Origin of the sequence: Synechococcus sp. C9, assembly GCF_022984075.1 — a bacterium.
Classification (GTDB): Bacteria; Cyanobacteriota; Cyanobacteriia; order Gloeomargaritales; family Gloeomargaritaceae; genus Gloeomargarita.
In genome coordinates this window covers 1,470,850-1,495,756 of sequence record NZ_JALAAD010000001.1, presented here as the reverse complement: position 1 = coordinate 1,495,756, position 24,907 = coordinate 1,470,850, and the positions used below count along the sequence as shown (strand labels likewise).

Annotated in this window: 21 protein-coding genes; 6 read left to right on the top strand and 15 right to left on the bottom strand. The window is 47.3% G+C overall.

Annotated elements, in window-relative coordinates; translation table 11 throughout:
• Position 1: 1 nt before the first annotated feature.
• The 3 genes from MLD66_RS07495 to MLD66_RS07485 form a co-directional block, all read right to left on the bottom strand.
• Positions 2 to 1,057, bottom strand: a complete 1,056-nt coding sequence (locus MLD66_RS07495) for a hypothetical protein (RefSeq protein WP_247216555.1) — start codon at positions 1,055 to 1,057, stop codon at positions 2 to 4.
• The gene (locus tag MLD66_RS07490) at positions 1,054 to 2,199 is read right to left on the bottom strand and encodes a DNA cytosine methyltransferase (RefSeq protein ID WP_247216553.1); all 1,146 of its coding nucleotides are present in this window, start codon (positions 2,197 to 2,199) and stop codon (positions 1,054 to 1,056) included. Before MLD66_RS07490 ends, MLD66_RS07495 begins: the two co-directional genes overlap by 4 nt.
• A 198-nt stretch (positions 2,200 to 2,397) precedes the next feature.
• Complete coding sequence (locus MLD66_RS07485; protein WP_247216551.1) at positions 2,398 to 4,023, bottom strand: cyclic peptide export ABC transporter; 1,626 nt, start codon at positions 4,021 to 4,023, stop codon at positions 2,398 to 2,400.
• A gap of 128 nt (positions 4,024 to 4,151) precedes the next feature.
• Here MLD66_RS07485 and MLD66_RS07480 point away from each other — a divergent pair, with 128 nt between their 5' ends.
• Complete coding sequence (locus MLD66_RS07480; protein ID WP_247216549.1) at positions 4,152 to 5,012, top strand: 4-hydroxybenzoate solanesyltransferase; 861 nt, start codon at positions 4,152 to 4,154, stop codon at positions 5,010 to 5,012.
• A gap of 48 nt (positions 5,013 to 5,060) precedes the next feature.
• Complete coding sequence (locus MLD66_RS07475) at positions 5,061 to 6,371, top strand: TRAP transporter large permease subunit (protein WP_247216547.1); 1,311 nt, start codon at positions 5,061 to 5,063, stop codon at positions 6,369 to 6,371.
• Positions 6,372 to 6,380: 9 nt separating this feature from the next.
• Here the strand turns inward: MLD66_RS07475 and trpB are convergent, their stop codons facing one another.
• The 11 genes from trpB to MLD66_RS07420 form a co-directional block, all read right to left on the bottom strand.
• Positions 6,381 to 7,592 carry a tryptophan synthase subunit beta gene (trpB, locus tag MLD66_RS07470; RefSeq protein ID WP_247219020.1) on the bottom strand — a complete coding sequence of 404 codons (1,212 nt, stop codon included), beginning with the start codon at positions 7,590 to 7,592 and terminating at the stop codon, positions 6,381 to 6,383.
• A 1,422-nt stretch (positions 7,593 to 9,014) separates the two neighbouring features.
• Positions 9,015 to 9,458: a molybdenum cofactor biosynthesis protein MoaE gene (locus MLD66_RS07465; RefSeq protein WP_281438430.1), complete on the bottom strand. Its 444-nt coding sequence runs from the start codon at positions 9,456 to 9,458 to the stop codon at positions 9,015 to 9,017.
• On the bottom strand, positions 9,459 to 9,716 hold the full coding sequence (locus tag MLD66_RS07460) for a MoaD/ThiS family protein (protein ID WP_281438429.1): 258 nt from the start codon (positions 9,714 to 9,716) through the stop codon (positions 9,459 to 9,461).
• Positions 9,697 to 10,731: a cyclic pyranopterin monophosphate synthase MoaC gene (moaC, locus tag MLD66_RS07455; protein ID WP_247216544.1), complete on the bottom strand. Its 1,035-nt coding sequence runs from the start codon at positions 10,729 to 10,731 to the stop codon at positions 9,697 to 9,699. Before moaC ends, MLD66_RS07460 begins: the two co-directional genes overlap by 20 nt.
• A gap of 4 nt (positions 10,732 to 10,735) precedes the next feature.
• Positions 10,736 to 11,674 carry a GTP 3',8-cyclase MoaA gene (gene moaA, locus MLD66_RS07450; protein WP_247216542.1) on the bottom strand — a complete coding sequence of 313 codons (939 nt, stop codon included), beginning with the start codon at positions 11,672 to 11,674 and terminating at the stop codon, positions 10,736 to 10,738.
• Positions 11,675 to 11,676: 2 nt separating this feature from the next.
• Positions 11,677 to 12,840: a molybdopterin molybdotransferase MoeA gene (locus MLD66_RS07445; RefSeq protein WP_247216540.1), complete on the bottom strand. Its 1,164-nt coding sequence runs from the start codon at positions 12,838 to 12,840 to the stop codon at positions 11,677 to 11,679.
• Between the two features lie 26 nt (positions 12,841 to 12,866).
• The gene (locus MLD66_RS07440; protein ID WP_247216538.1) at positions 12,867 to 14,753 is read right to left on the bottom strand and encodes a nitrate ABC transporter ATP-binding protein; all 1,887 of its coding nucleotides are present in this window, start codon (positions 14,751 to 14,753) and stop codon (positions 12,867 to 12,869) included.
• A 17-nt stretch (positions 14,754 to 14,770) separates the two neighbouring features.
• Positions 14,771 to 15,616, bottom strand: coding sequence for an ABC transporter ATP-binding protein (locus MLD66_RS07435; RefSeq protein WP_247216537.1), 846 nt, complete (start codon positions 15,614 to 15,616; stop codon positions 14,771 to 14,773).
• A gap of 9 nt (positions 15,617 to 15,625) precedes the next feature.
• Positions 15,626 to 16,435 (bottom strand): nitrate ABC transporter permease, encoded by an 810-nt coding sequence (gene ntrB / locus MLD66_RS07430; RefSeq protein WP_247216535.1) that lies wholly within the window; start codon positions 16,433 to 16,435, stop codon positions 15,626 to 15,628.
• A gap of 11 nt (positions 16,436 to 16,446) precedes the next feature.
• Positions 16,447 to 17,739 (bottom strand): CmpA/NrtA family ABC transporter substrate-binding protein, encoded by a 1,293-nt coding sequence (locus tag MLD66_RS07425; RefSeq protein ID WP_247216533.1) that lies wholly within the window; start codon positions 17,737 to 17,739, stop codon positions 16,447 to 16,449.
• Between the two features lie 17 nt (positions 17,740 to 17,756).
• Positions 17,757 to 19,352, bottom strand: coding sequence for a ferredoxin--nitrite reductase (locus tag MLD66_RS07420; RefSeq protein ID WP_247216531.1), 1,596 nt, complete (start codon positions 19,350 to 19,352; stop codon positions 17,757 to 17,759).
• Between the two features lie 280 nt (positions 19,353 to 19,632).
• Here MLD66_RS07420 and MLD66_RS07415 point away from each other — a divergent pair, with 280 nt between their 5' ends.
• The 4 genes from MLD66_RS07415 (at position 19,633) to MLD66_RS07400 (ending at position 24,201) form a co-directional block, all read left to right on the top strand.
• Positions 19,633 to 21,762 carry a nitrate reductase gene (locus MLD66_RS07415; protein ID WP_247216530.1) on the top strand — a complete coding sequence of 710 codons (2,130 nt, stop codon included), beginning with the start codon at positions 19,633 to 19,635 and terminating at the stop codon, positions 21,760 to 21,762.
• On the top strand, positions 21,746 to 22,171 hold the full coding sequence (locus MLD66_RS07410) for a nitrate reductase associated protein (RefSeq protein ID WP_247216528.1): 426 nt from the start codon (positions 21,746 to 21,748) through the stop codon (positions 22,169 to 22,171). Before MLD66_RS07415 ends, MLD66_RS07410 begins: the two co-directional genes overlap by 17 nt.
• A gap of 95 nt (positions 22,172 to 22,266) precedes the next feature.
• Positions 22,267 to 23,169 (top strand): LysR family transcriptional regulator, encoded by a 903-nt coding sequence (locus tag MLD66_RS07405; protein WP_247216526.1) that lies wholly within the window; start codon positions 22,267 to 22,269, stop codon positions 23,167 to 23,169.
• 3 nt (positions 23,170 to 23,172) lie between these two features.
• Positions 23,173 to 24,201 carry an anthranilate phosphoribosyltransferase family protein gene (locus MLD66_RS07400; RefSeq protein ID WP_247216524.1) on the top strand — a complete coding sequence of 343 codons (1,029 nt, stop codon included), beginning with the start codon at positions 23,173 to 23,175 and terminating at the stop codon, positions 24,199 to 24,201.
• A gap of 139 nt (positions 24,202 to 24,340) precedes the next feature.
• Here MLD66_RS07400 and MLD66_RS07395 read toward each other — a convergent pair whose 3' ends face one another.
• Positions 24,341 to 24,778: a DUF393 domain-containing protein gene (locus MLD66_RS07395; protein WP_247216522.1), complete on the bottom strand. Its 438-nt coding sequence runs from the start codon at positions 24,776 to 24,778 to the stop codon at positions 24,341 to 24,343.
• Between the last annotated feature and the right edge of the window lie 129 nt (positions 24,779 to 24,907).

Here is a 24,907-nt window from a genome sequence, read left to right as displayed (position 1 = left end):
ATTACAATATATGTGCAAAGCATTGCCATTTTTCCATCCCATAATCAAAAGAGCCGGTATTGGCGTAGAAATGTTCTTTGTTATCAATCTGTTTTTCAATACCAGCAATTAAAATTGGTAAACTGTCTGGTACATTAAGTTGCTGGAACTCTGGTCGAGCACATACATTGTTTTTAGTAAATATACCTATGCCTTTTTTGATGTAGATTTTTCTGGTATCTTTTGTAGTATCTCCTCGTTGGTAATCTGGTTTTCCTTTGATTTCTAAGGTAATCGAATGAATAGGCTGTTGTAAATTTTGCTTAGCTAAGAATCCGACTACATAGGCAGGAATGAGTTCAAAATTTGGAATTGCATTCCACAATCCTAAACTCAGCTCATTTGTAATTTCACCAATCTCTATTGCTCTGGGAATTAGTTTATCTCGTAAAAAACTTATATTTTTGAGATAAGCAATAAAATGTTCTTTTGGCATTCCTAATCGGACAAAAATAAAAACATCGATTTTGTTAATTTTAGTTGCACTATATTCATCCAACCAACGGGCATTAAACTTACCTGTTTTAATACTGGTATTGATTCTTGCATTGCGATAGGCACCAGAGGATTCTTTGACAAACTTTATGTCAGTGGTAATGTAATCATCTAAATTCTGATCAATGCTAGTATCCAGCTCTATCTCTGTATTGAGTTTGTCTTTAAAGAATTTTTGAACCGCTATTTCACCTAATAAACCTCTGGTCGTATCCATCCATAATTGTCCAAAATCTCTCTGTTTAGCACTACCAAAATCTGAACCTGTGAATCGTAAAGCTTGAGGTAATGCTCGTGTAATTCCCCTGGTATAATCATCACTTGAAAGCCAGACTAATTGAGGGATAAAACGGTCACTTAACCAAGAATCAAAATTATTTTTACCAAACTCATTCCCCCCCTCTGCACCTGTTACAATTTGTTTTGCTAGTTCAACTGCATTGTCGACAGAAATTTGTCGAGCTAAATACTCTTTAATTTGATTGACTCTAAATTTAAAAATTTCCTGTTCGTTTTTATTCATACTTGATATTCTCCATTACTTTCATTGAATGTATAGTGTGTACCTTCAAAAAGACTTTTAACCGCTATTATATTTGAAGGTATAAATGGATACTGAATATCTAATAAACTAGATAAAAGTGCATTGAATACAATTTCAGCCGCCCTTGGGGGAACCGCCATACCAATTTGTTTTCTGACGCTTTCTTTAGAACCATAGAAGATAAAATTATCAGGAAAAGTCTGCAATCGAGCCCTTTCCCTATTAGTTAATGAACGGTTTTCCGACCAGTGATAAACATGGGTGCCGCCACCACCACTCCCGGTTATCGTGTAAGCTGGTTTGGTCGGGTCAAGGCGCTTGTATATTTGACTGATTTTTGCACCACGAACATTAAGTTGTAGCTGAGTGGGAATCTTGGCAGTAAAAGCATTTTCACCGGGTTTAATGTACTTGAGTCGTTCAATCACAACTTGAGATTGCTTTGTAAATTCATGATTGTATGCAAAACGTGGAATTGGTGGATTCTCTATCGCTTTTCGACAGGATACATCCACATTTTTATATGGTTCTGGCGAAGGAACTCTAAAAATTTTATCTAAATCTTTTCTGATTCCAACAATAATAATTCTATGCCTTGCCTGCGGAATACCATAACATTCAAATTTATACAAATGAGGAGTGATTTCATAACCATCACCAGCATTTCTTAATTCTTCTAAGATTATATCAAAAGCTCGACCATCATTGGAATTTTTAAGACCGCTTACATTTTCAGCCAGGAACCATTGGGGATTGAAAAAGTTTAATGCTGTTACGCCATATTTATAAAGTGGTCCATACGTCCCATTAATACCTTGTTGTTCACCTACTATACTAAAATCGTTACATGGGAAGCCAAATGCTAATCCATCAATTGGTGAAATACTCTGTAATTTTTCAAAACTTAATTGCCTAATATCACAACAGATAACAGACTCAGGATTGTCTGGACAGATGTTACGGCGGTATGTCTCACAGGCTGACATATCATAATCCGTAGCCCATACATGAGAAATTGAACAATCAAATTCATGATTTAATATATGAGCAGATTTTGCACCTAAAGCGAGACCTCCTGCCCCACAAAATAATTCACCTAAGCGGTAGGTTATCTTTTTCATCCTAGGGTTTGAAGTAGATTGTATGGGTTCATTTTGCTACTATTATCTTCTTATAATATAAACCTCCTAAAATTTAGATTCAAGGGCACCTCTCCTCTATTGATTTACAGCCATTGAGGATATTCCCAGGTCAATGTACTCATCGCTACCCTACTATACCTATCGTGTAGCTATAAAAATCAGTAAACAGAGGCATCCCTAAATTCCTACCGGTGTATCCACATATTTATCATACTCAATTCGTCCATAATCTAGCTTAATCAAATGGTCGGCAATATGAAAATAATGGTCATCATGACTAATCACTAAAACTGTTTTTCCCTGTGCCCGCAAATTGGGTAGAAATTCCGTATAAAAAAACTCCTTGAACCGGGGGTCTTGGTCGGCAGCCCATTCGTCAAAAAGATAGATGGGGCGGTTTTCCAAATAGGCAATCAGTAAACCCAGGCGTTTCCGTTGTCCTTGGGAGAGGGCGGTGGTGGAAAATTGCCCGTTTTTAATCGTAACTTTATGCTCGATTTGTAGTTGTTTGAGGTATTGATAAACCAGCTCTTGATCCGCTTCCAAACCCAACAGACTTTCAAATAAATAAAAATCAGAAAAAACCACGGCAAAATGTTGGCGATACCAATGGCGGTTTTGGGCATCAATCAGGGTATTGTCAAAATAAATTGCCCCAGATTTGGGAGTATATAAACCCGTAATTAACTTCGCCAGGGTGGATTTGCCACTGCCATTGCCGCCAATAATCATGACAATTTCACCGGGCACAATCGTTAAACTCACAGGACCAAAACAGAACGGTTGGTCATCTTGAGAGGATGGATACTGATGTACGACTTCCCGCAATTCCAGTTTTTGCCATGATTGTCGGAGCGGCTGTGCTACGGTTTCCAATTCACTAGAACCGGAGAGGGATAAACCCAAGGAGGTGATTTTTTCTAGGGCGACACCTGCCCGACTGAGGGTGGGTAAATTGTTCACCAAATTCTCCATTGGGAGCATTAAATAGGTGAAGATTAACACATAGCCGGAGAGGGTTTGGGGGTTGAGGGTAATGAGCTTTGGCAGACTAAAGAGTACAAAACCGATGGCGAAAAAGAAAATTAGTTTTCCCAAACTGGAGGTGCTGGCGAAATAGGTTAAGCCGGTGATCGTATGGCGGCGAAATTCCTGGGCATGAACCATCAAGTGCTCTTGCAAAAATACCTGTTGTTTTTGGGCATGAAGTTTAAGTTCTTTGATCCCTTGGGTTAGCCCTTGGAAATCCTGGAATAAATGATCCTGTTTTTCCCGGGCACGGGCGAGGGATTGACTGCCCAAATGGGTAAAAAATTGACAACTGCCAATCGCAACGGTGGTTAACCCCACCACCATGAATAAAACCTGCCACGAGAGCCAAGTAATGTACACGAGACTGCCCAGGACAATGGCGGCATCAATGCACAAAAAAGGGATGGCAAAAACCGCATTGGCGACGGCTTGCACATCCTCGGTCAGGGTCGCCAGGAGGCGGGGGGTGCCCAGTTGCTCCAGATGGGTGAGTTCAGCACGGAGAATTTGGCGGCTCAAATGGAGGCGGAGGTCAAAAACCGCTCGCTGGGACAGGCGAATCAGCATCACCTGGGAAATAATGCTGGTGGCGAGGGCAATTCCGGCTAAACCGATAAAAGCAAGGATGACCAAGGGGGTGACCCCTTCGACTAGGGCACGGCTGATCAGGGCAATCAAACCGGCACTGCTCCCGCCGCTGAGAAACCCGGTGATAATTGCCAAACCGACCATCCACCCGGAGGTCTGTACTAAAAAAAGTAGGAGTTTCACCGGTGTATCCTATCCCCTATCCCTGGCGGCATCCATTTGAGGAACCCATAGTAAAAAAATCATTAAGAACTTTAGAGAGCGTTACAATTATCCCATGAACCCCGCCCTTTGGGGGAGTTATCCTGCCCATGCCTGCCCCTGTCCTGTACCAGATTGTCCGCCTCCTGCGCTGGGATAAGCCGACGGGACGGTTAATTTTGCTGGTGCCTGCCCTGTGGTCGCTGGTGCTGGCGAGTGGGGGCTGTCCGCCCTGGGATTTGCTGGTCGTGGTGGTGTTGGGGGCGGTGGCGACGAGTGCCGCTGGTTGTGTGGTGAATGATTTGTGGGATCACCGGTTGGATGCCCAGGTGCAACGGACGGCGCAACGACCTTTGGCGCAGGGACAGATGCCCCTATGGCTGGCGGGGGCAGTGGCGGTGGTGGGGTTTGCCTGTGCCTATGGGTTGGCGCAGTATCTGAATCCCTTGGGGTTTACCCTGGCGGTGCTGGCGGTGCCGGTGATGGTGCTTTATCCTTCGGCGAAACGCTGGTGTCCGGTGCCCCAGGCGGTATTGGCGACGGCGTGGGGGTTTGCGGTTCTCATCCCCTGGGCGGCGGTGACGGGCACGGTGACGGGGGTGACCTGGTTGCTGTGGGGGGCGGTCTGGTGCTGGACGCTGGGGTTTGACACGATTTATGCCTTGCCGGATCGGGAGGATGACGCCCGTTTGGGGATTTATTCCAGTGCCCGGTTTTTTGGTCGGCATACCCCTTTAGCGGTGGGGATTTTATTGGCAATAACGTTAATTTTGTTAACCGGTGTGGGCATGGCGACGGGATTGGGCGGTTTTTATTATCTGATGGTGGCGGTGACGGCGGCGGTCTGGGGCAAACAGGTGTGGCAGTTGCGGCAAAGGCAACCCCTGTCCGTCTATAGCCGGATGTTTCGGGAGCAGGTGATCACCGGGTTTTTGTTGTTGTTGGGCATGGTCATTCCCCCGATTGGCTAAGCGTCCCCCGGCAACGGATAATCAGAGGTTGTGGGTGGCGGCGGTGCGATGGATGAGGGAGCCTGGTTGGGTCCGCTCATGTTTGTGGGGGCGTTGATTTTCCTGGCGACGGGGTATCCGGTGGCGTTTGCCCTGGGGGGGGTGGCGATTTTGTTTGCCCTGGTGGGGGTGGCGTTGGGGGTGTTTGACCCCTTGTTTCTCACCGCGTTGCCCTACCGGATTTTCGGCATCATGTCGAATTACACCCTGCTGGCAATTCCCTATTTCATCCTGCTGGGTTCCCTGCTGGAGCAGTCGGGGGTGGCGGAACGCCTGCTGACGGTGATGGGGGGCTGGTTCGGTCGCCTGCGGGGGGGGCTGGGGGTGGCGGTGATTGTGGTGGGGGCATTGCTGGCGGCAACGACGGGGGTGGTGGCGGCGACGGTGGTGGCGATGGGGCTGATTTCCCTGCCGGTGATGTTGCGCTATGGCTATCAAACCGAGTTGGCAACGGGGGTGATTGCCGCTTCCGGGACGCTGGGGCAGATCATCCCGCCGAGTGTGGTGCTGGTGGTGCTGGGCGACCAGTTGGGGGTGTCGGTGGGGGATTTGTTTGTGGGTTCGCTCCTGCCGGGGTTGACCCTGACAGCTATGTACGTTATTTATACGGTTGTTCTCGCTTATTTCCGTCCCCATCTGGCTCCGGCTCTAACGGATTTACCCAAAGAACCGTTGCTAAGTGTCCTGCGGGCGGTGGTTCCCCCCCTGGGGCTGGTGCTGTTGGTGTTGGGGAGCATTTTTTTTGGCATTGCCACACCGACGGAAGCCGGGGCGGTGGGCTGTTTGGGGGCATTACTGTTGGCGGGTTGGGAAGGAAAATTGTCCTGGGCGATGGGGTGGCGGGCTTGTGAAGCGACGGTGCGGACGACCAGTTTGGTGATGATGATTTTGATTGGTTCCACGGCGTTTAGTTTGGTGTTTCGGGGACTGAATGGGGATCAGTTTGTGTATGAATTGCTGTTGAATTTGCCGGGGGGACGGGCGGGTTTTTTGTTATTTAGCATGGGCTTGGTGTTTCTGCTGGGATTTTTTATTGATTTTTTTGAAATTGCCTTTATTGTCGTGCCTTTGCTCATCCCAGCGGCGCAACAATTGGGAACAGATTTGGTTTGGTTTGGGGTGTTGTTGGGGGCGAATTTGCAGACTTCTTTCCTAACCCCACCCTTTGGGTTTGCCCTGTTTTATCTCAAAAGTGTGGCTCCCCCCACCGTCACTACCGGGCAGATTTATCGGGGGGTGATTCCCTTTATTGGCTTGCAATTGGTGTTGGTGTTGCTCCTGATTTGGTTTCCCCAGTTGGTCACTGTTTGGTTAAATTAATTGGTTGCATTAAACGGACAAATGTTTCATCACCGTTTGCACATCCTTGTCGCCCCGCCCAGAACAGTTGATGACAATCCGGGTGCCGGGAGCGCATTGGGGAGCGAGGGTTTCCAAATAGGCGAAGGCGTGGGCGGTTTCCAAAGCGGGAATGATCCCCTCTAACCGGCTCACCCGTTGCAAAGCCGCCAAAGCTTCCTGATCCGTCACGCTGACGTAGGTCGCCCGCCCGGTTTCCATGAGATAGCTATGCTCCGGTCCCACCCCCGGATAGTCCAGCCCAGCACTGATGGAATGGGGTTCCACCACCTGCCCCTGGTCGTCTTGCAGAAGATAGCTCATCGCCCCGTGCAGTACCCCCACCCGCCCCTGGGTCAAGGTAGCGGCGTGTTTGCCCGTGTGAATACCCTCGCCAGCAGCTTCCACCCCCATCAGGCGCACCGTCGGCTCCGGGATAAATTCATAGAACAAGCCCATCGCATTCGACCCGCCCCCCACACACGCCAGGAGAATATCCGGCAGACCTTGCCACAATTCCGCACACTGCGCCCGGGTTTCTCTGCCAATCACACTCTGAAAATCCCGCACCAGCATCGGGTAGGGATGGGGTCCCGCCACCGAACCCAGAATGTAATGGGTGGTTTCCACATGCGTCACCCAATCCCGAATCGCCTCCGAGGTCGCATCCTTGAGCGTGCCCGTCCCACTGCTCACCGGTTGTACCGTCGCCCCCAGCAACCGCATCCGAAACACATTCAGGGCTTGGCGCTCCATGTCCTGCACACCCATATAGATCACGCATTCCAGCCCAAAGCGGGCACACACCGTCGCCGTCGCCACCCCATGCTGTCCCGCCCCCGTTTCGGCAATGATCCGCCGTTTGCCCATCCGTTGCGCTAGGAGTACCTGCCCCAACGCATTGTTAATTTTGTGCGCCCCGGTGTGGTTCAAATCCTCCCGCTTCAAATAGATGAGCACATTGCCGTAATGGGCACTCAAACGCTCGGCAAAATACAAGGGGGTAGGTCGCCCCACATAGGTTTTGTACAAAAATTGTAATTCCGATTGAAACGAGGGGTCATCTTTACATTGGTAATACATTTGCTCCAGTTCCGCCAGAGCAGGCATCAGGGTTTCCGGGACGTATTTCCCCCCAAACTGCCCAAACCGCCCCAACGCATCCGGTACCGTCGCCACTGTCACCGCCGTTTCCTCGCTCAGATAATTAGTAATTATACCCCTTTTCGGTCAGGTGATCCCTATTCTACAAGTATTACAAAGTAGTAAATAAACCTTGAAAAGCTGTCGCCGTAAAAATTATGCAAATAATTTTTCAAGAATGTTAAACAAAATCACCCATTTAGTAAAAAGGGCTAATTTTTGCTGATAAATAATTAAAAATTTTACTCAAAAGAACAGAATTTAAGTTAATAAAAAAGTCTTGTAAATGTCTCACCGTAACAATTTTGTAATTTGTCCAGATAATTTTATAAGCCTGTGTATTGAAGTAGAAAATCAAGGGAGTGTTTCGGGCATTAATTGCGCTTGAGCCATCCCAAAAGTCCGAGAATGAACCCTGTAGAATCACCTCAATAAGCCTTAAACCCCGTCGCCATAAGGATTTTAGCGAATTTCGGTGTTATTTGCCCTGACGTGACAATTAGCAAGTAAAAAATAATAAAAAAACCGAAAAACTCAGTCGCCGCAAATATTTCACTTACAGTAAATTGTAATTTTGCGAATGAACAAACTATAAAATTATTACTAAAAAAACTGATAACTCCGTTGCCGTAGCAATTTTTGAGACATTTAATTCCGATTTTAATACCCCTAATCTCCACCACCGATTCTAGAGGATTTTAGGGGCAAATGAGCTAAGATTTACCATTTACTTACAATCATAAGGGCAATTCATAAAACCAGCCTTCCTGAGCATTTTAGAGGCAGGTTCTTTGGGCAGTATCGGGATTTAGTTTTTTGAGAAGTGCCATTCTCATAAGTTGATTTAAGAACCCATTCTTTGCTAGTCCCCAGTGAAAATAAACCCGAACCAGTACTGAGAACAAGTACGGCGAAGGCTTTTCAACATGGTCAGTTGGGCTGGTTGCAACACTCCCCTACGTTTTCTGTTCCGCCACAAGCTCATCACCTGTGACTGCGCCCAACGAATCTAAACGCCCGCCGTAAGTCCTTCCCCGCTCTGCACTTTAGGGTGTATTTCGTGAAATTGTCATATAGCAATCCTAAATGAGAATAGCATAGGGGTCGCAGGGGCACCGCCCCCGTCCTTGGTTCTGGGAAATCTCTGTTCACTAATCAAGTAGGATTGCTATAGTTTAATTGAAGTTAAAGAAGTCACCCGCAAATGTCAACCAGATGGTTACAGTCTATTTATCAATTAAAGGATACAAAAAACCTCCTTCATTCTAAAGGCTCAGAATAATAATTGACTCACGGCAAGTGGGGTTCAACTGTATTCTATAAGCACTTAAAAGACTGTACATTGATAGCACTGAGAGCGAAGTCATTTGAAACACACTATAATTCACAATGGTTACTGATAATTCCAAGGAAGGAATAGGACTTATGGCTACGCTATCAGACCTGCTGTGTAAGTACAAAAATCAATGAATAGAGGCGCCCTTAAGACTCGCTGAAAAATCTATGATTTTGTGAACATAATATCCACTGCGGTTTTTCTCCAATATAAAATTCTTTCTTCCAAATCGGTAAACGACTTTTAATCCCATTAATAATATAACGAGTTCCGGCAAACGCTGAGCCACGATGTACCCCAGTCGCGCCAACCCAAACAGCAATTTCACCAATATCTAAATAACCATGACGATGACAAGCGACGGCACCCGAAAGATTAAATTTAGCTTGGGCTTCTTGGAGAATTTTTTCACCTTCTTTTTGGGCGAGAATTTCATACACCTCATACTCTAAACCCAATACAGATTTTCCATCATTATGATTGCGTACCCAACCTTCAAAAGTTACTAATGCTCCTACGGTACTATTGACTAATAGACGGCTCATTGCCGAGGAACAGATAGGGTTAGAACTAAGGGTAAATTGAATCATTTAGCCCCCACATACCGGCGGAATAAAAACCACTAAATCTTGGTCTTTTAAGAGGTGTGTCATAGAGCAAAATTCATGGTTAACAGCCACTCTTACTTGTGATAGGGGAATCGTAAATTTATATTTTTCCTGTAAATACTTATACAATTCGGCACAGGTTTTGATCTCAGTCTCAATCTTTTCGATTGACTGGTTCGCCTGGTCTTTGAACATGGCAACATATTGAATAGTAATCGTCTTAGTAGCCGATGCGTGCATAGTCTTCTGGCGTATTGATATTCATTAATTCATGGGAATTTTGGGGCTTGACTAGGGTACAGGATTGATTTTGTAAAATTTTCACAGGACAATAAATACCTGCCTGATAGGCTTCTGCAAAAACCGCTTGTGCTTGGGGGGTATAGATAGCACACAGAGGTTCCGGGAATCCCTGTTCATTATTGATGTAGCACGTGGCAAGAGTTTTTTCTTGATAATGAGCTAAGAGATACTCAATCGTATGAGCCTGTACTTGCATTAAATCGCAGGCAATCACCAACCAATTTACATCAGGATGGGTTTGAAATGCGGTTAATAGTCCACTAATTGGTCCGACACTGGTGACTTGATCTGGGAGTATCGGTAGTGCTTCAAGAGGGGTGGACAACCATTGGTTCGACCGAGCCGAAAGATAAACCTGTTCACAATAGGATTGCATTAGTTTATATAAATATAAAGCACAAGGCTGTCCATAACAATCCAGTAAAGCCTTGTCTTGACCCATGCGTTTACTGAGACCCCCCGTGAGGATTAAACCATACAAAGGGTGTTCCAATTGGGTGGCTTTACCGCCAGTTTTCCTTAATAACCGAGTCTCTCGGATCGTTATGCCTGGTGATACGGATTTACACATATCATAAATTGTAAGTGCCGCAATTGTCACACCACAAAGAGCTTCCATTTCTACACCCGTTTTAGCTGAGGCTTTAACCGTGCAGTTTATCGTTACAAGAAAGTTATCATCTATATCAATTTCAAACCTACAGCTTTCTATGGGAATTTGATGGCAGAATGGAATGAGTTCCTGCGTTTTTTTTACCGCCATTGTCCCGGCGATGACTGCTGTTTGAAAAACTGCGCCCTTTTCGAGCAAAATTTCATTACCCCTGATATATTCCTGTAAACATTTTGGCAATTGGACTTGCGCCTGGGCTGTAGCACTCCTTATCGTAATATTTTTACCGCTAATATCAACCATCCTTGGCTGGTTTTGAGCATCTAAATGAGTGAACATACCATTATCCTCCAATTCCATACATCGGACGTAAAACATGGGTGGAACGTTGGATTGGCTTCATGCCTAATAACTGTTCATAAATGTAATGTCTATCTTCGGGTGAAGCGTTTCGTATGGAGATACCTTCCTGGGTAAATAAACAAGCAAATAAACGCCCATCAGCGGACAATCGCCAGCGAGAACAACGATTGCAAAAAGGTTGGGATTCCGAAGCAATAAAGCCAACTTTTACCCCACTATCAAGCTGAAAATAAAAAGCGGTAGAGTCGGATTCGGAGTTGATTTTATTCATTTTATATCGAGTTTGTAATTGATTAATACATTCTTGGGCTGAAATGAAGTGATGATGATATAGCTCATTCGCATAACCAATCCGCATTAACTCTAAAAATCTTACGGTGACGGACAATTTTTGAGCATATTCTATGAAATCAAATAACTCACAGTCGTTAATTCCTCGCAGTAGCACGACATTAATTTTAATATCAAATCCTTGAGCAACCGCTTGGCTGATATTCTCTAAAATCCTAGACAAACTATTTCCATAGGTGATGGATGCAAAGTTTGCAGGTCGTAAACTATCTAGGCTAATGTTGATTTTTTTGACATTGCATTCTTTAAGAATTTCCCAATGCTGGTGGAGTAAAATCCCATTGGTTGTCAAGCTCAATTGTGGAATGTTAAGCATACTTAATTTTAACATAATTTCAGAAAATTCTGGTCGTACCAGTGGCTCCCCTCCCGTAATGCGAACCTCCTGGATGCCATAGGTCAGTAATTCTTGAATTATATCAACGTATTCATCGGGGGTTAAATAGTTATGCTTATCCATAAAATCAGGATGCAGTGGCATACAGTAGCGACAACGCAAATTACATCGGTCAGTTAATGACACCCTCAGTTTACGAATCTGACGTTGCCAATGGTCAACCAGTTTCATATTCAATACCAAGGATAGAAAAAAAATTGCTCTTGCGGAGTAAACTGTTTTTTATTTTGTGGAAGTTCTACAAAACCATCACTATCCGCTAGGGCAACAAAATCTCCTGAATTTTGAGGCATCATTGGCGTAAGCTCATGCGTGACATTTATTTTGACTGGCACAAAATAGGTTAAATCTGGTTCAAATGTGATCAATTTTTGTAAATAACCATAGGATTTACTCCGATTCAAGAAGTAGCGGTGCAAACATACCAATGCCGAAATTGGATTACCAGGTAAGCCTAAAACCATCGTATTATTTGTGTGATCCATGCCAAACCACATCGGTTTTCCAGGCTTTTGCCTTACCCCTTGAATATAAGGTATAACACCCATGTCTTGCCAGATTTGGGGGAGATAGTCTCGTTTTCCTTGGGAAACACCGCCAGAGTAAATTAATAAGTCATAGGTCTGTTTATTCTGTTGATAATGGGGCAGGATCAATTCTGGAATATCAGGAATATGGTCTATTTCAACATCCGTGTAACCATAGGAGCGTAAGGATGCTCTTAGGGCATAAACATTCGACCTACGCAGTTGATAAGGTTGTGGGTTTTGGTCAATGGGAATGAGTTCATCACCAGTAGCAATAACCTTGATTTTAAGAGGTTTTTCTACTAAAACTTTTGTGTAGCCAAAGCTAGCCAAAATTCCTAAATGAACCCCCTTCAACCTTGTTCCAGATGGTATGATCACTTCACCCAAGCGGCAGTCGCTCCCTCGTTGATGGACAAAATCTTTAGCCTTTCGATTCTGGTCAATTATGATTTCCGCCACCCCCTGATGGATGTTTAGCTCTTCGTAGGGAATAACCAAATCAGCACCATCGGGCAAAGGGCATCCCGTTGTCACTTCGATACAGGTTTCGATATTTTCCAGATTAGGAGGCGCTGTTCCCGCAGTTGCCATACCCGCAATGATAAACTTTCTAAGCCCCCGGTCATAGGCGTGTTTACTGATGGCAATTCCATCCATCATAACTCGATCAATGGGGGGATAATCCCGGTCGGCATGGATAGATTGTGCTAGGATTCTTCCTGCACAAAACTCTAAAGCGATCTCTTCACATTTTGCGGCATCCCAGTGGGTTTTAATAATTTGTTCTGCTTCTGCTACAGTAAGCATAAATTCCAAAATATGAAGTTTACAAGTTAAGTTACCTCTGGAATTTTATTTGAAACTTGAGTGTCCAGCTTTAACAAGTTTGGGTCTAGCAGGGCGATTGCCTCCTGGAAAACGTCATCTCGAACAATCGGTTTTAAGAACTGTTGTGAGTTCTGGCAAGATATAATTCCATACTCGGTAAGCTGATCAAGTACCCATTCATATTCTATGATACAAGGCTTATTTTTCACCAGAAAATGATGAAATTGTGGTAAATATCGGGTCTGCTCTTTAGTGAGCCAAATCGGGTTGCATAAGCTAGGTCTAATGTATTTCGGATTCATATTCAAGTAGTCAGGCTTAGATAGAATATCTACTAATTCTTCTCGATTCGCAGATTGCTGACACCAAGCACAGGCTTCTAACAGGGAACGAATTAGAGCCAAATGGGTGAAAGGATATTGTTGTGCCCAGATTTGATTAACTCCCAGCACTTTTTCAATGTGACCATCATCAAGGTCAATACCTGTGGTGATGATAAAGCCGACATCATCCAAAACTGCTCGGGTATTCCAAGGCTCACCAACACAAAAACCAATAATGTTACCAGCAATTAAATTAGCGACCATTTGCGGTGGCGGAATCACAACCAATTCTACATCTACATCAGGTTTAATCCCGATTTGAATCAGCCATTTCCTTAGCAAAAAGTTGTGCATGGAAGCAGGATGGACAATGCCAAAAATTGGTTTTTGTTTAGCTGTCAATATGTAATCACATAACTGCTCTATAGGGGAAGCGTTGGGCTGGTTAAATTGGTTTGATAGGGTAATGGCGTTACCATTGCGGCTAAGCGTCATGGCAGTTGTGATCAGCCGGTTCGATTGTGCAGAAAGGGCTAAGGGCATCCCAGCGAGCATCATGGCGGCATCTAATTCCCCATTCACTAAGTGTTCCGCTAGGGAGTTCCAGCTTGACTGTCGCCGGAGTTCTACGTCTAAGCCATATTTTTGAAATAATTGCTTTTCTTTTGCCACAATCAGTGGACTGGCATCGGTTAAGGGAATGAAGCCTAAATCCAAGTTCACTTTTTCAATATTACCTCGGCTGATGGCAATGGCAATTCGATTCAGTTCCCGCTGTTTTTTGGATTTCTTCTGTTCATTCAGAAATTCTACAATTTCCCCTCGCATCCGATAGTAATTGGGATGATTAACCACAGCCATCCGTTGGCGGGGACGAGGTAATTCAACAGATAAAATCCGACCAATTTGTGCCCCTGGACCATTGGTTAACATGATAATTCGGTCTGCCAAGAGAAGTGCCTCATCCACATCGTGGGTGATCATGAATGCCGTGATTTTATGTTCATTACATATCTGCATTAATTGTTCCTGCAAACGACCACGGGTCAGGGCATCTAAAGCCCCAAAAGGTTCGTCCAAAAGGAGAATTTTAGGCTGTAATGCCAAGGCTCGGGCAATACCGACCCGTTGACGCATTCCCCCGGATAATTGGTGGGGATATTTATCTGCGGCGGCTGTCAAATGAACCAAGGCTAAATGCTCATCAATAATTGCTTTACGTTCTTGGGGCGAACGATCACGAAAAACACGATTGACCCCCAACGCAATGTTCTGCCGCACCGTTAACCAAGGAAGTAAAGAGTGGTTTTGAAACACCACCATCCGATTGGGACCCGGTTGGCGAACTTCTTTTCCTTCTAAAACCACCCCTCCGGCACTCGGTCGCTCAAGACCAGCGACGATATTAAGTAGGGTCGATTTGCCACAACCCGAATGCCCGATAACGGCAATAAATTCACCTTGTTTAATTTCAATATGGATATTTTTCAAGACAGGATAGGCACCCGCTTCGGTCTGAAAAATTTTATCCACATGGTCTATCTCTAAGTAGGTTTGCATGGTATTCATCGCAGAGCAACTCCTAATTAATCGTGGTCAATATCAAGGGCAAAACGTTCATACAAGAAGGAAAGACATTGATTTCTGAGGGTAAAGAATTGGGGGTCTTCAGTCAACCTTGCCCGGTTCCGGGGATGGGCAAACGGAATCGTGAGAATTTCCCCAATCGTTGCGGATGGTCCATTCGTCATCATAACAATCCGATCACTTAAATAAATGGCTTCATCTACATCATGGGTAATCATCAAAACAGTCACTTTAGTACGTTCCCAAATCCCCAACAACTCATCTTGTAACTCCTCCCGAGTAATGGGGTCCAAAGCTCCGAAGGGTTCATCAAGTAAGAGGATTTGCGGACGCATAGCCAAAGCCCGGGCGATGGCAACTCGTTGTTTCATACCCCCGGATAATTGTTTGGGTTTTTTATGGGCGGCATCAGTCAAACCCACAAGTTCCAGATGCTCCTCTACAATTTGTCTAACCTGTCTCCGCTCCGTTTCATTTTGCGGGCGATAAACGCTCTTTACCCCCAAATGAATGTTTTCATAGGCGGTCAGCCAAGGAAGCAGGGAATAGTTCTGAAAGACCACCATTCTATCGGGTCCAGGTTCGGTAATCCGCCGATTTTCCAATGAGACAAGACCATGACTAGGACGGATGAATCCTGCGACTAGATTAAGTAAGGTCGTTTTACCACAACCGGAATGTCCAATAATGCTCACAAATTCCCCTGATTTGACTGATAAATTAACCCCCTGTAAAACCGTGTAATTCCCCTTGGAGGTTGGGTAATATTTGCTTACATCCCTCAATTCCAGGAAGGGTAATTCCACTGGGGATTGTAATGGTGCTGGCAGGGGTAAACTTTGCATGGGGTTCTCCTATTCCTCAGATTGAACGATCAATTTGCTGGCATAAAAAACCAGTCTATCTAACAACAAACCAACCATTCCTACATAAACAAGCGCAACGATAATATCGGTGATCCGAGAACTATTCCAGGCATCCCAGATAAAGAATCCAATCCCAACTCCACCGGTCAACATCTCAGCGGCAACAATAGCTAACCACGAAAGACCAGCGGCGATACGCATACCTGTGAAAATGTAGGGTGCTGACGCTGGCAGTAGAATGGTCCAGAAGTATTCCCAACGGTTTAGACGTAGAATGCGAGCCACATTTCGGTAATCCTGAGGCACCTGCTGTACCCCGACTGAAGTGTTAATCAAAATTGGCCAAATCGCTGTAATAAATATCACAAAAATAGCTGATGTCTCTGCCTGTCGAAAACCAGCCAAAGCAATGGGTAGCCACGCCAATGGGGGTACGGTTCTGAGTACCTGAAAGAAGGGATCAACCCCCCGGTTAATTAACTGATTGGTACCCACTAAAATGCCAATGCTTACACCTACAACTGAAGCCAAAACATAGCCAATCGCCACCCGTCGTAAACTCTCAATAACCTGCAAGCCTAGCCCTTTGTTAGTCCCACCTTTATCAAAGAAGGGATTCACAATTAAGTGCCAAGACTCCCGGATAATTGTTATCGGTGCCGGCAGTCGTGGATTTGACCCAGAGCATAAAATTTGCCAAACCACTAAAACAAGTACGAGTACAATCAGTGGTGGTAGCACGATGGGCAGAAACTTTTGCCAGGAATACCGCCGGGGCAGAGGGATTGTGGTGGTCATGGGTTGGCTCCTTAGGATTTAAGGGACTTGATTTTCAGACGATTTAGGTAATCCTGAGGGTTTTCTGGGTCAAATTGGACTTGGTCAAAAAACGTCTCTACCCCACGGGAAGTGGATTTGGGAATAACTGCTTCCTGACCAATCGCTTTAGCGGCTTCTCGCCATAAATCCTCACGATTGACCCGATCAACAAGTACTTTGGTATCCACTTCAGGTTTCAGATAACCCCAGCGAATATTTTCGGTTAAAAACCATAGGTCATGGCTCTTGAAGGGATACGAAGCGTTATCTCGCCAATACTTTTGCATCAAGTCTTTGCTCTCAAATTGCCGCACCCCCAAATTGAATTTGCCCAAGGAGCGGTCAATAATATCCGCCACTGGTGCCTTTACCCACTCTGGTTGGCTGAGAATTTCACACATTTCCTGCTTGTTGCTATCTTGGTCACACCAAATTTGCGCTTCCAAGACGGCTTGAAGTAAGGCTTGGGTGGCTTTGGGATGTTTATCTACCCAATCTGAGCGCAAACCTAGGGCTTTTTCGGGATGGTCTTTCCAAAACTCTCCAGTGGTAATTGCACTATAGCCAACCTTCTGATTAAGGGTTTGTAACGGCCAGGGTTCGCCCACGCAAAAGGCTTCCATATTGCCTACTTTCACATTAGCTACCATTTGGGGAGGAGGAACCACAATGGTTGAAACATCTTGATTGGGATCAATTCCTGCCGCCGCCAACCAGTAGCGAATCCACAAATCATGGGTGCCACCAGGAAAAGTCATGGCCGCTTTTACTTCTTTATTTTCCCGTTTTTTGCGTTGAAAAACATTCCGTAAAGGACTCGCATCCAAACTAACTTTTAGGTCTAAATATTCATTGGATAGCTGAATCCCTTGCCCGTTGGTATTCAAACGCGCCAAGATATACATGGGTACTTTTTTGCCATTGGTGACAATCCCTTCACTGATTAAATAGGGCATGGGTGAAAGAATATGTGCCCCATCAATGCCCCCCCCGGCACTACCTAAAACTAAGTTATCGCGAGTGGTTCCCCAGGAGGCTTGTTTGATAACTTCAGCACCGGTTAATCCATACTTATCAAAGTAGCCTTTCACCTTAGCGATAATCAGGGGTGCCGCATCGGTGAGCGGAATAAAACCTAGTCTCACGGTGGTTGTTTCTAAATCAGTAGGTGGGCTGGAGACAGAACTACTGGTATTTGAACCAGGCTGGCATCCGTGAAGCGCTAAAGCGCCCATAGCCGTCAAACCAGAAGTGGTTAAAAATGTACGCCGAGAGAAAGACATAAACACCTCCCAAAAAATCAAAGTTGCACAGAAGAAACTGAAGTGGTTACGGAATCGGTAGCTTCACCCAATCCTAGATAGTCAACGCCGATATGAGATCGGGGGAGTGCCCCAAAATGACGGATGAGTAAATCAGCGACAATCCCTAGCAAATCCTCACATGGAATTCCTTTCACCACACAATTACCTAAAGTTGCCCCGTGCCCAACTTTTCCCCCTAGATAAATATCTACGCCGTCCACTGGTTTGCCATTTTTCTTAGTTTTACACCCGATAAACCCAATATCCCCTACTTGGGGTTGACCACAGGAGTTGGGACAACCGCTCCAATGGATACGAACCGGTTGCTTTAATTCCAGTAATTCCTCTAATTCCTGAATCAGCTTTAATGCTCGATTTTTGGTTTCGATAATTGCCAAGTTACAAAATTGATTCCCTGTGCAGGAAACTAATCCTCGCATTAATAAAGTTGGCTTCAGGGGAAATTTTTGCAAAATAGTCTCCTGGAGAAAATCAGCAATTTTTTCCTCAGAAATATGGGGAATAATCAAATTTTGTTCCACAGTTAACCGCAGTTCACCCTGTCCGTATCGGTTGGCAAGATCGGCAAAGTTAAACATATCTTGAGCCGTAATTCTTCCCACCGGAATATGCAAACCGGCATAGTATAACCCCTCCTGTTTTTGAGGATGCAAGCCTAAATGATCCCGCTTTGACCAGCATATTTCATCCCGCAGAGCCGCAGGGGGTAAATTATATCCGAGGCGGTCAATCACTTGGGCACGAAATTGGGGGATTCCCCAGGCATCAATGAGCCACATTAAGCGGGATTGTTGGCGATTTTCCCGCAAGCCATGATCCCGAAAGACTAACAATACTGCCCGACAAACATCCACCACCTGTTCTGGCGTAACCCAAGCATCCAAAGGAATCGCAGTCGCCACCCGTTTACTGGAGAAAAAACCACCTACTAAAACATTGAAACCCAAAGGGGATTGGGGATGCCCGTTTTGATAGGCGGGAATAAAAGCCAGGTCGTTAATCTCGGCGTGGGTAGAATTGTCACGACACCCATTAATGGCGATATTAAATTTGCGGGGTAAATTGGTAAATTCGGGATTGCCTCGCCCCCGGTTGGTCACCATATCTTGCACCGCTTGTACCAGGGAACGGGTGTCGTATAACTCGTTGGGGTCAATTCCAGATACAGGAGAACCGGTGATATTCCGCACATTGTCCATACCGGATTGCACACTGGTTAAACCCACCTCGGTTAAGGCTTGTAAAATGTTCGGAATGGTGGCAAAATCAATCCCCCTCAATTGGATATTTTGGCGGGTGGTAATATCCCCAACACCATCGGCACCACAGGCATCTAAAATTTGCGCCAATACCCGCATTTGAGTCGCCGTTAAAATCCCGTGTGGTATCCGCAGGCGCAACATAAATTTGCCAGGGGTAATTTTACGGAAAAAAATTCCGAGCCACTTCAACCGATGCTCTAAATCATCCTTGTCAATCTGCTCCCAACCCTGATGCGCCCATGCCGCTAGTTCATCTCGAACTGCTAACCCATCTTTCGCGGATTTGATCGCTTCAATCTTATTAGCCATAACTGCTCAGAATTGGGTTTGTCTCGGTTAATATAACGAACCCGTTTCTGATGGAATCGTAGCTTTTGTTACAAAAATTCATGGATAATACGCTTATGGTATTTTATCTATACGAGTTATGTTCAAAACCGTAGGGACAGGGCAATTTTGTCGGTAAATGGCAGAAAATGTATTATTTGATACGGTTTTTGCATGGATCCTATTGGTGGCAGGGGACAAGGGATTTAGTATAAAGTGAGGATTGCATCGTTAGGTGCGGTCGAAAAACCTAGGGGTTTCCATGGGTCGTAGCGTTCGTACTTTGTGTCCGTACTGTGGGGTGGGCTGTGGGTTGGAAGCGGTTTTCCAGACCAATGGCACCTACAAAATTCGGGGAGACCGGGCGCATCCGTCGAGTTTGGGGATGGTTTGTGTCAAGGGGGCAACCATCTTGGAAAGTATGGGGGTGAGTCGTTTGACGGAACCCCAGTGGCGACGTAAATTGACCGATGATTTTCAGCTGATTTCTTGGGATCAGGCATTTAATCTTTTGGTGGAACAATTAAACAACGTGCGGCAAGCATATGGTTCTGATGCTATTTGTTTTTATGGTTCAGGACAACTGCAAACAGAGGATTACTATGTGGTACAAAAATTAGTCAAGGGGTGTTTGGGAACGAATAATTTTGATACGAATTCCCGGATGTGTATGTCCTCAGCGGTATCAGCCTATCAAGCCAGTTTGGGCAGTGATGGACCGCCCTGTTGTTATGAGGATTTGGAATTAACCGACTGTGCTTTTTTGCTGGGTACGAATACGGCGGAATGCCATCCAATTGTGTTTAATCGCCTGCGGCAACATCACAAGCGGCACGATCCCATGAAGTTGATTGTCGTGGACCCCCGTTCTACCCCGACGGCGGCGGTGGCGGATTTACATTTGGCGATTCGACCGGGCACGGATATCGATTTACTGCATGGTTTGGGGCATTTGTTGTGGCAATGGGGAAAGATAGATGAAGGGTTTATTCAGCAACACACCCAGGGATTTGACCAATATGTGCAGGTGATTAAAGACTATCCACCGGAGTGGGTTGCCCAACGCTGTGGCATTGCAGTTGACCAATTGGTGCAGGCGGCGCAGGGGTGGGGTAGCTCGGAGCGGGTGTTGTCCCTGTGGTCCATGGGGGTGAACCAGTCTGCGGAGGGGACAGCCAAGGCGCGCAGTTTGATTGATTTGCACCTGCTCACGGGACAGATCGGGCGACCTGGGTGTGGCCCGTTTTCTTTGACAGGACAACCCAATGCGATGGGGGGGCGAGAAGCGGGAGGGTTGGCGCATTTACTGCCCGGTTATCGGCAGGTGGAAAACCCGCAACATCGGCAGGAGGTGGAGCAGTTTTGGGGTTTGCCATCGGGGAGTATTCATCCACATCCGGGACGAACCATGTGGGACATAATTACCGGGTTGGAGCAAAACCAGGTGCATTTGGTATGGATCATTGCCACCAATCCCTTGGTGAGTATGCCCCATTTGGAGCGGGTGCGGGCGGCTTTACGCCAAAGTCCTTTTACGGTGGTGCAGGATGCCTATACGCCAACGGAAACCACCGCCTATGCCCATCTGTTGCTACCAGCGGCTCAGTGGGGCGAAAAAACCGGTACGATGACCAACTCGGAACGCCAGGTGACCCTCTGCCCCCAATTTTTGTCACCACCGGGGTCAGCGAAAGCCGATTGGGAGATTTTTGCGGAAGTAGGACGACGACTGGGGTATGCGGCGCAATTTCGTTTCGCCACTGCCGCTGAGGTTTTTCGGGAATTTGTCCAATTAACTAAAGGGCGGGTGTGTGACTACAGCGGTTTGAGCCATGAATGGCTTGCCCATCTGGGACCAGTGGCTTGGCCCTGTCCGGCTGGCACGAGCGATGCGGAGGCGCTGCAAGTCAAGCGTTTGTATTTAGATAAAAAATTTGCCACCCCGGACGGTAAGGCGAGATTCGCCGCCCTTAGCAGTCATGGTCTGGCAGAACCGCCGGATGAGGATTTTCCGTTGGTGCTGACCACGGGTCGTTACTATGGGCATTGGCATACCCAAACCCGCACCGGTCGGATTGCCAAAATCCAGAAAATGCACCCGGAGCCGCTGTTGGCAATGCATCCCCAAGATGCGGAAAAACTGGGAATCCAGAGTGGGAATTGGGTGCGGGTGCGTTCCCGGCGGGGACAGGTGCGGGTCAAGGTGGCGGTGGGGGAACAAGTCTGTCCTGGTGCTGTGTTCCTGCCCATGCATTGGGGGGAATTGTGGGGGGTGCAACAGGCGGCTAACGAGTTGACCCATCCCCAAAGTTGCCCTATTTCCAAACAACCGGAACTCAAAGCCTGTGCCGTGCGGGTGGAACGGGAGGGAGAAAGTGATTTTCCAGTTTGAACAGGATTTTGTGGCGAATTGGCGGTGTATTCCGATGGTGGTGCGCTACCGGCTGGATACCTGCGGCATGAAACTCAAACTCGCCCATTGGCACGCTCTGTCTTTGCACCAGCGCCAGTGGTTGGTGGATACTCCCTGTGATACCCTGGAATTACAAAAGCAATACACGCTCCAGTTGCAAGCCTGGGTAGCGGAGCAAACGGGACAACCGGCAGGCACGATAGCGGTCGAACCGGTGTGGTTACAAGAAGCGGCGGTTCCCCCGGATTTAGCGGCAGTCCTCACCCTGGAGCAGTGGCAGGGGTTGACCCCATTACAGCGTTTTGCCCTACTCAAGCTCAGCCGTCCGGGACATGAGCATCGGAATTTGCCCCTGGCGCTGCGGGAATTTGGGCTAGACAGAGGATGAGGAGAAACCGGCTAAATCGTATCCCAAGTGACATCATCCCTGGGGAGTCCTTCGGTAAAGTGCCTAAGGCATTAGGGGGAAGCGGCGCAATTTCTATGCGCATGGAAGAATTACGGGCATTTCTCGTGGTGGCGGAAACCGCTAGTTTTCAAAAGGCGGCGCAGGTCTGTGGGGTGAGTCAGCCTACGGTCAGTCGGCAGGTGCAGGCTTTGGAAGCGGATTTGGGGGTGCAACTATTCCACCGGGCGGCGCAGGCGAAGTTGACCCTGGCGGGGGAAACTTTTTTGTCCCATGCCCGCAAAATTTGGCAGGAGTGGCAGGCGGCGGGTTTGGCGCTTCGGGAGTTACACCAAGGGAAACAGCAGGAATTGTGTGTGGCGGCGATCCATTCGGTGGTGGCGTATGTTTTGCCCCAGTTTTTGCCCCGGTTGTGCGCCCGGTTTCCCCAGATGCAACTGCGGGTGACGGCTTTGGGGAGCGACCGTGCCCTGAAGGTGCTCAAGGACGGGCTGGTGGATGTGGCGGTCGTCATGGACAATCCCAATTTGATCGGGCATTCGGAATTCTTGTCTTACCCTTTATATGAAGAAGGGGTGGGCATTCTCATGGCTGAGGGTCACCCTTTGCAGGCGTATCCGGTGGTGCCCTGGGAGCTTTTGGCGCAGTATCCCCAGGTGGTTTTCAAGGACGGCTATGGGATGCGGCGGTTGGTGGAAAAGGGGTTTGCCCGCTACGGGTTGAGCCTGTCGGTGGCGTTGGAACTGAATGCGCCGGAGGCGTTTGTGGGGGTGATTCGGCAAACCCAGATGGTGGCTTTGCTCCCGGAACGGTTGCTCCAGGAAGCCCTACGGGTGCCCGGATTAACCAGCCGTCCGTTGGCAGATGGGGACGAATGGCGGCGTAAGGTAGTCGCCGTGACCAGCAAAGACCGGCTCGACCTGCCACCCATTGCCTATTTTTATGAATTGCTCCGCAACTGTCCCTCGCAGGTTGATTAGTCTATGAGCCAGGAATTTCGGGAATTTGTCCGCAAAATTGGCAGTGGTGTGCATACCCATCAGGATTTGACCCGCTCGGAAATGCGCCGAGCCATGACCTTGATGCTGGCGCAGGAAGCAACCCCAGCCCAGATAGGGGCGTTTTTGATTGCCCACCGGATCAAGCGACCCACTGGGGAGGAATTGGCAGGAATGTTGGATGCCTACGCGGAATGGGGGCCGCAACTGCCAGCGATAGAGACAACCCAGCCAGTGGTGGTTTTGACCCAGCCCTACGATGGTCGGGATCGCACTTTGCCTTTGAGTCCCTTGACCGCCTTGGTTTTAGCCAGTGCCGGGTTCCCTGTACTCCAGCATGGGGGGGAACGGATGCCGACGAAAGAGGGGATACCCCTGGTGGCGGTGTGGCAAGCTCTGGGGATTGACTGGCGACCCTATTCCCTGTCCCAAGTGCATCAGTTTTTGGCAACCGTAGGGCTGGGTTTTGTGTATGTGCCCCGGCATTTTCCGCAAGCAGAAGCCCTAGTTCCCTACCGCCGGGAAATCGGCAAACGTCCGCCGCTGGCGACCCTGGAGTTGCTCTGGGTGCCCTACCAGGGTCCCTATCACCTCATGGCCGGGTTTGTGCATCCGCCGACCGAGCAGATCATGCGTGAGGCACTGACAGCACGGGGGGTGACGGCATTTACCACGGTCAAAGGCTTGGAGGGCAGTTGTGACCTCCCCCAAAGTCGGACAGGGATTATCGGGTTGGGTGCAGAGGGACGTTGTCTGCTCAAACCCCAGGAATACGGACTGGGCGGGGCTGATGTCTCCCTCACGGAAGGCATGACCCAAATGGTTGCTGTACTGCGGGGGGAACCTGTACCCCTGCGCCATGCGCTACTTTGGAATGCAGGATTTTATCTTTGGCGGTTGGGAGCGGTCACCAGCCTAAAAGTAGGAATTCAGCGAACCGCCGTCCTGTTGGATAGTCAAACCGTGCATCAACGACTTGAGGAATTAGCTGGTATGACTGAGAAACTAAAGTGAGAATAGAATAGGGGTCGCAGGGGCACCGCCCCCGTCCTTGGTTCTGGGAAATCTCTGTTCACTAATGAAGTAGGATTGCTATAGTATTTTTCTTTAATCACTCCACAGTTCACCATGTTATCAATTACTATTGGAACCTTCAAGACTCAATCGCAGAACGTTCACAGCGACCATTAGGACAGCGTTGTGCCGCTAGTGTCAGTACATCTGGTCTCCCTGTCAATGCCAACCGTCGCTCTGCCCACAGCCCGTATAGCCAATTTACCAACCGATTGATGCCCGGCAGACGTGTCCAGCGGTACACCCATCCCAACCCCAGCAGTGCATAAATTTGCCGAAATACCTCGACCCCCCGGATCACCTGCCCGTCGGCGGTAATGGCATGGATTTCCCGCATGGCTGTCACAAAGTCAATCCCGGCGTTGGCTGTCGCATCGTAGTCCGGGGCGGCAATATCCACAAACGCAATCAACCCCCGTCCCCCATCCCGACGACGTAAAAAATCCACTTCCCGCAGACACAGGGGGCAATCCCCATCGTAAAGCAACTTGATTTTCCAACTGGATGTCACTGCCATAGGTAACAATAGTGAAACGTTTCTTAAAGGTTCTATATATATTTTAGCGTGATGATTTCATGACTTCGCTACCTGGGGCGGTTACAAAACTAAATTTAGGGCTGATGTCTTGGGAAAAAACTGTTAATA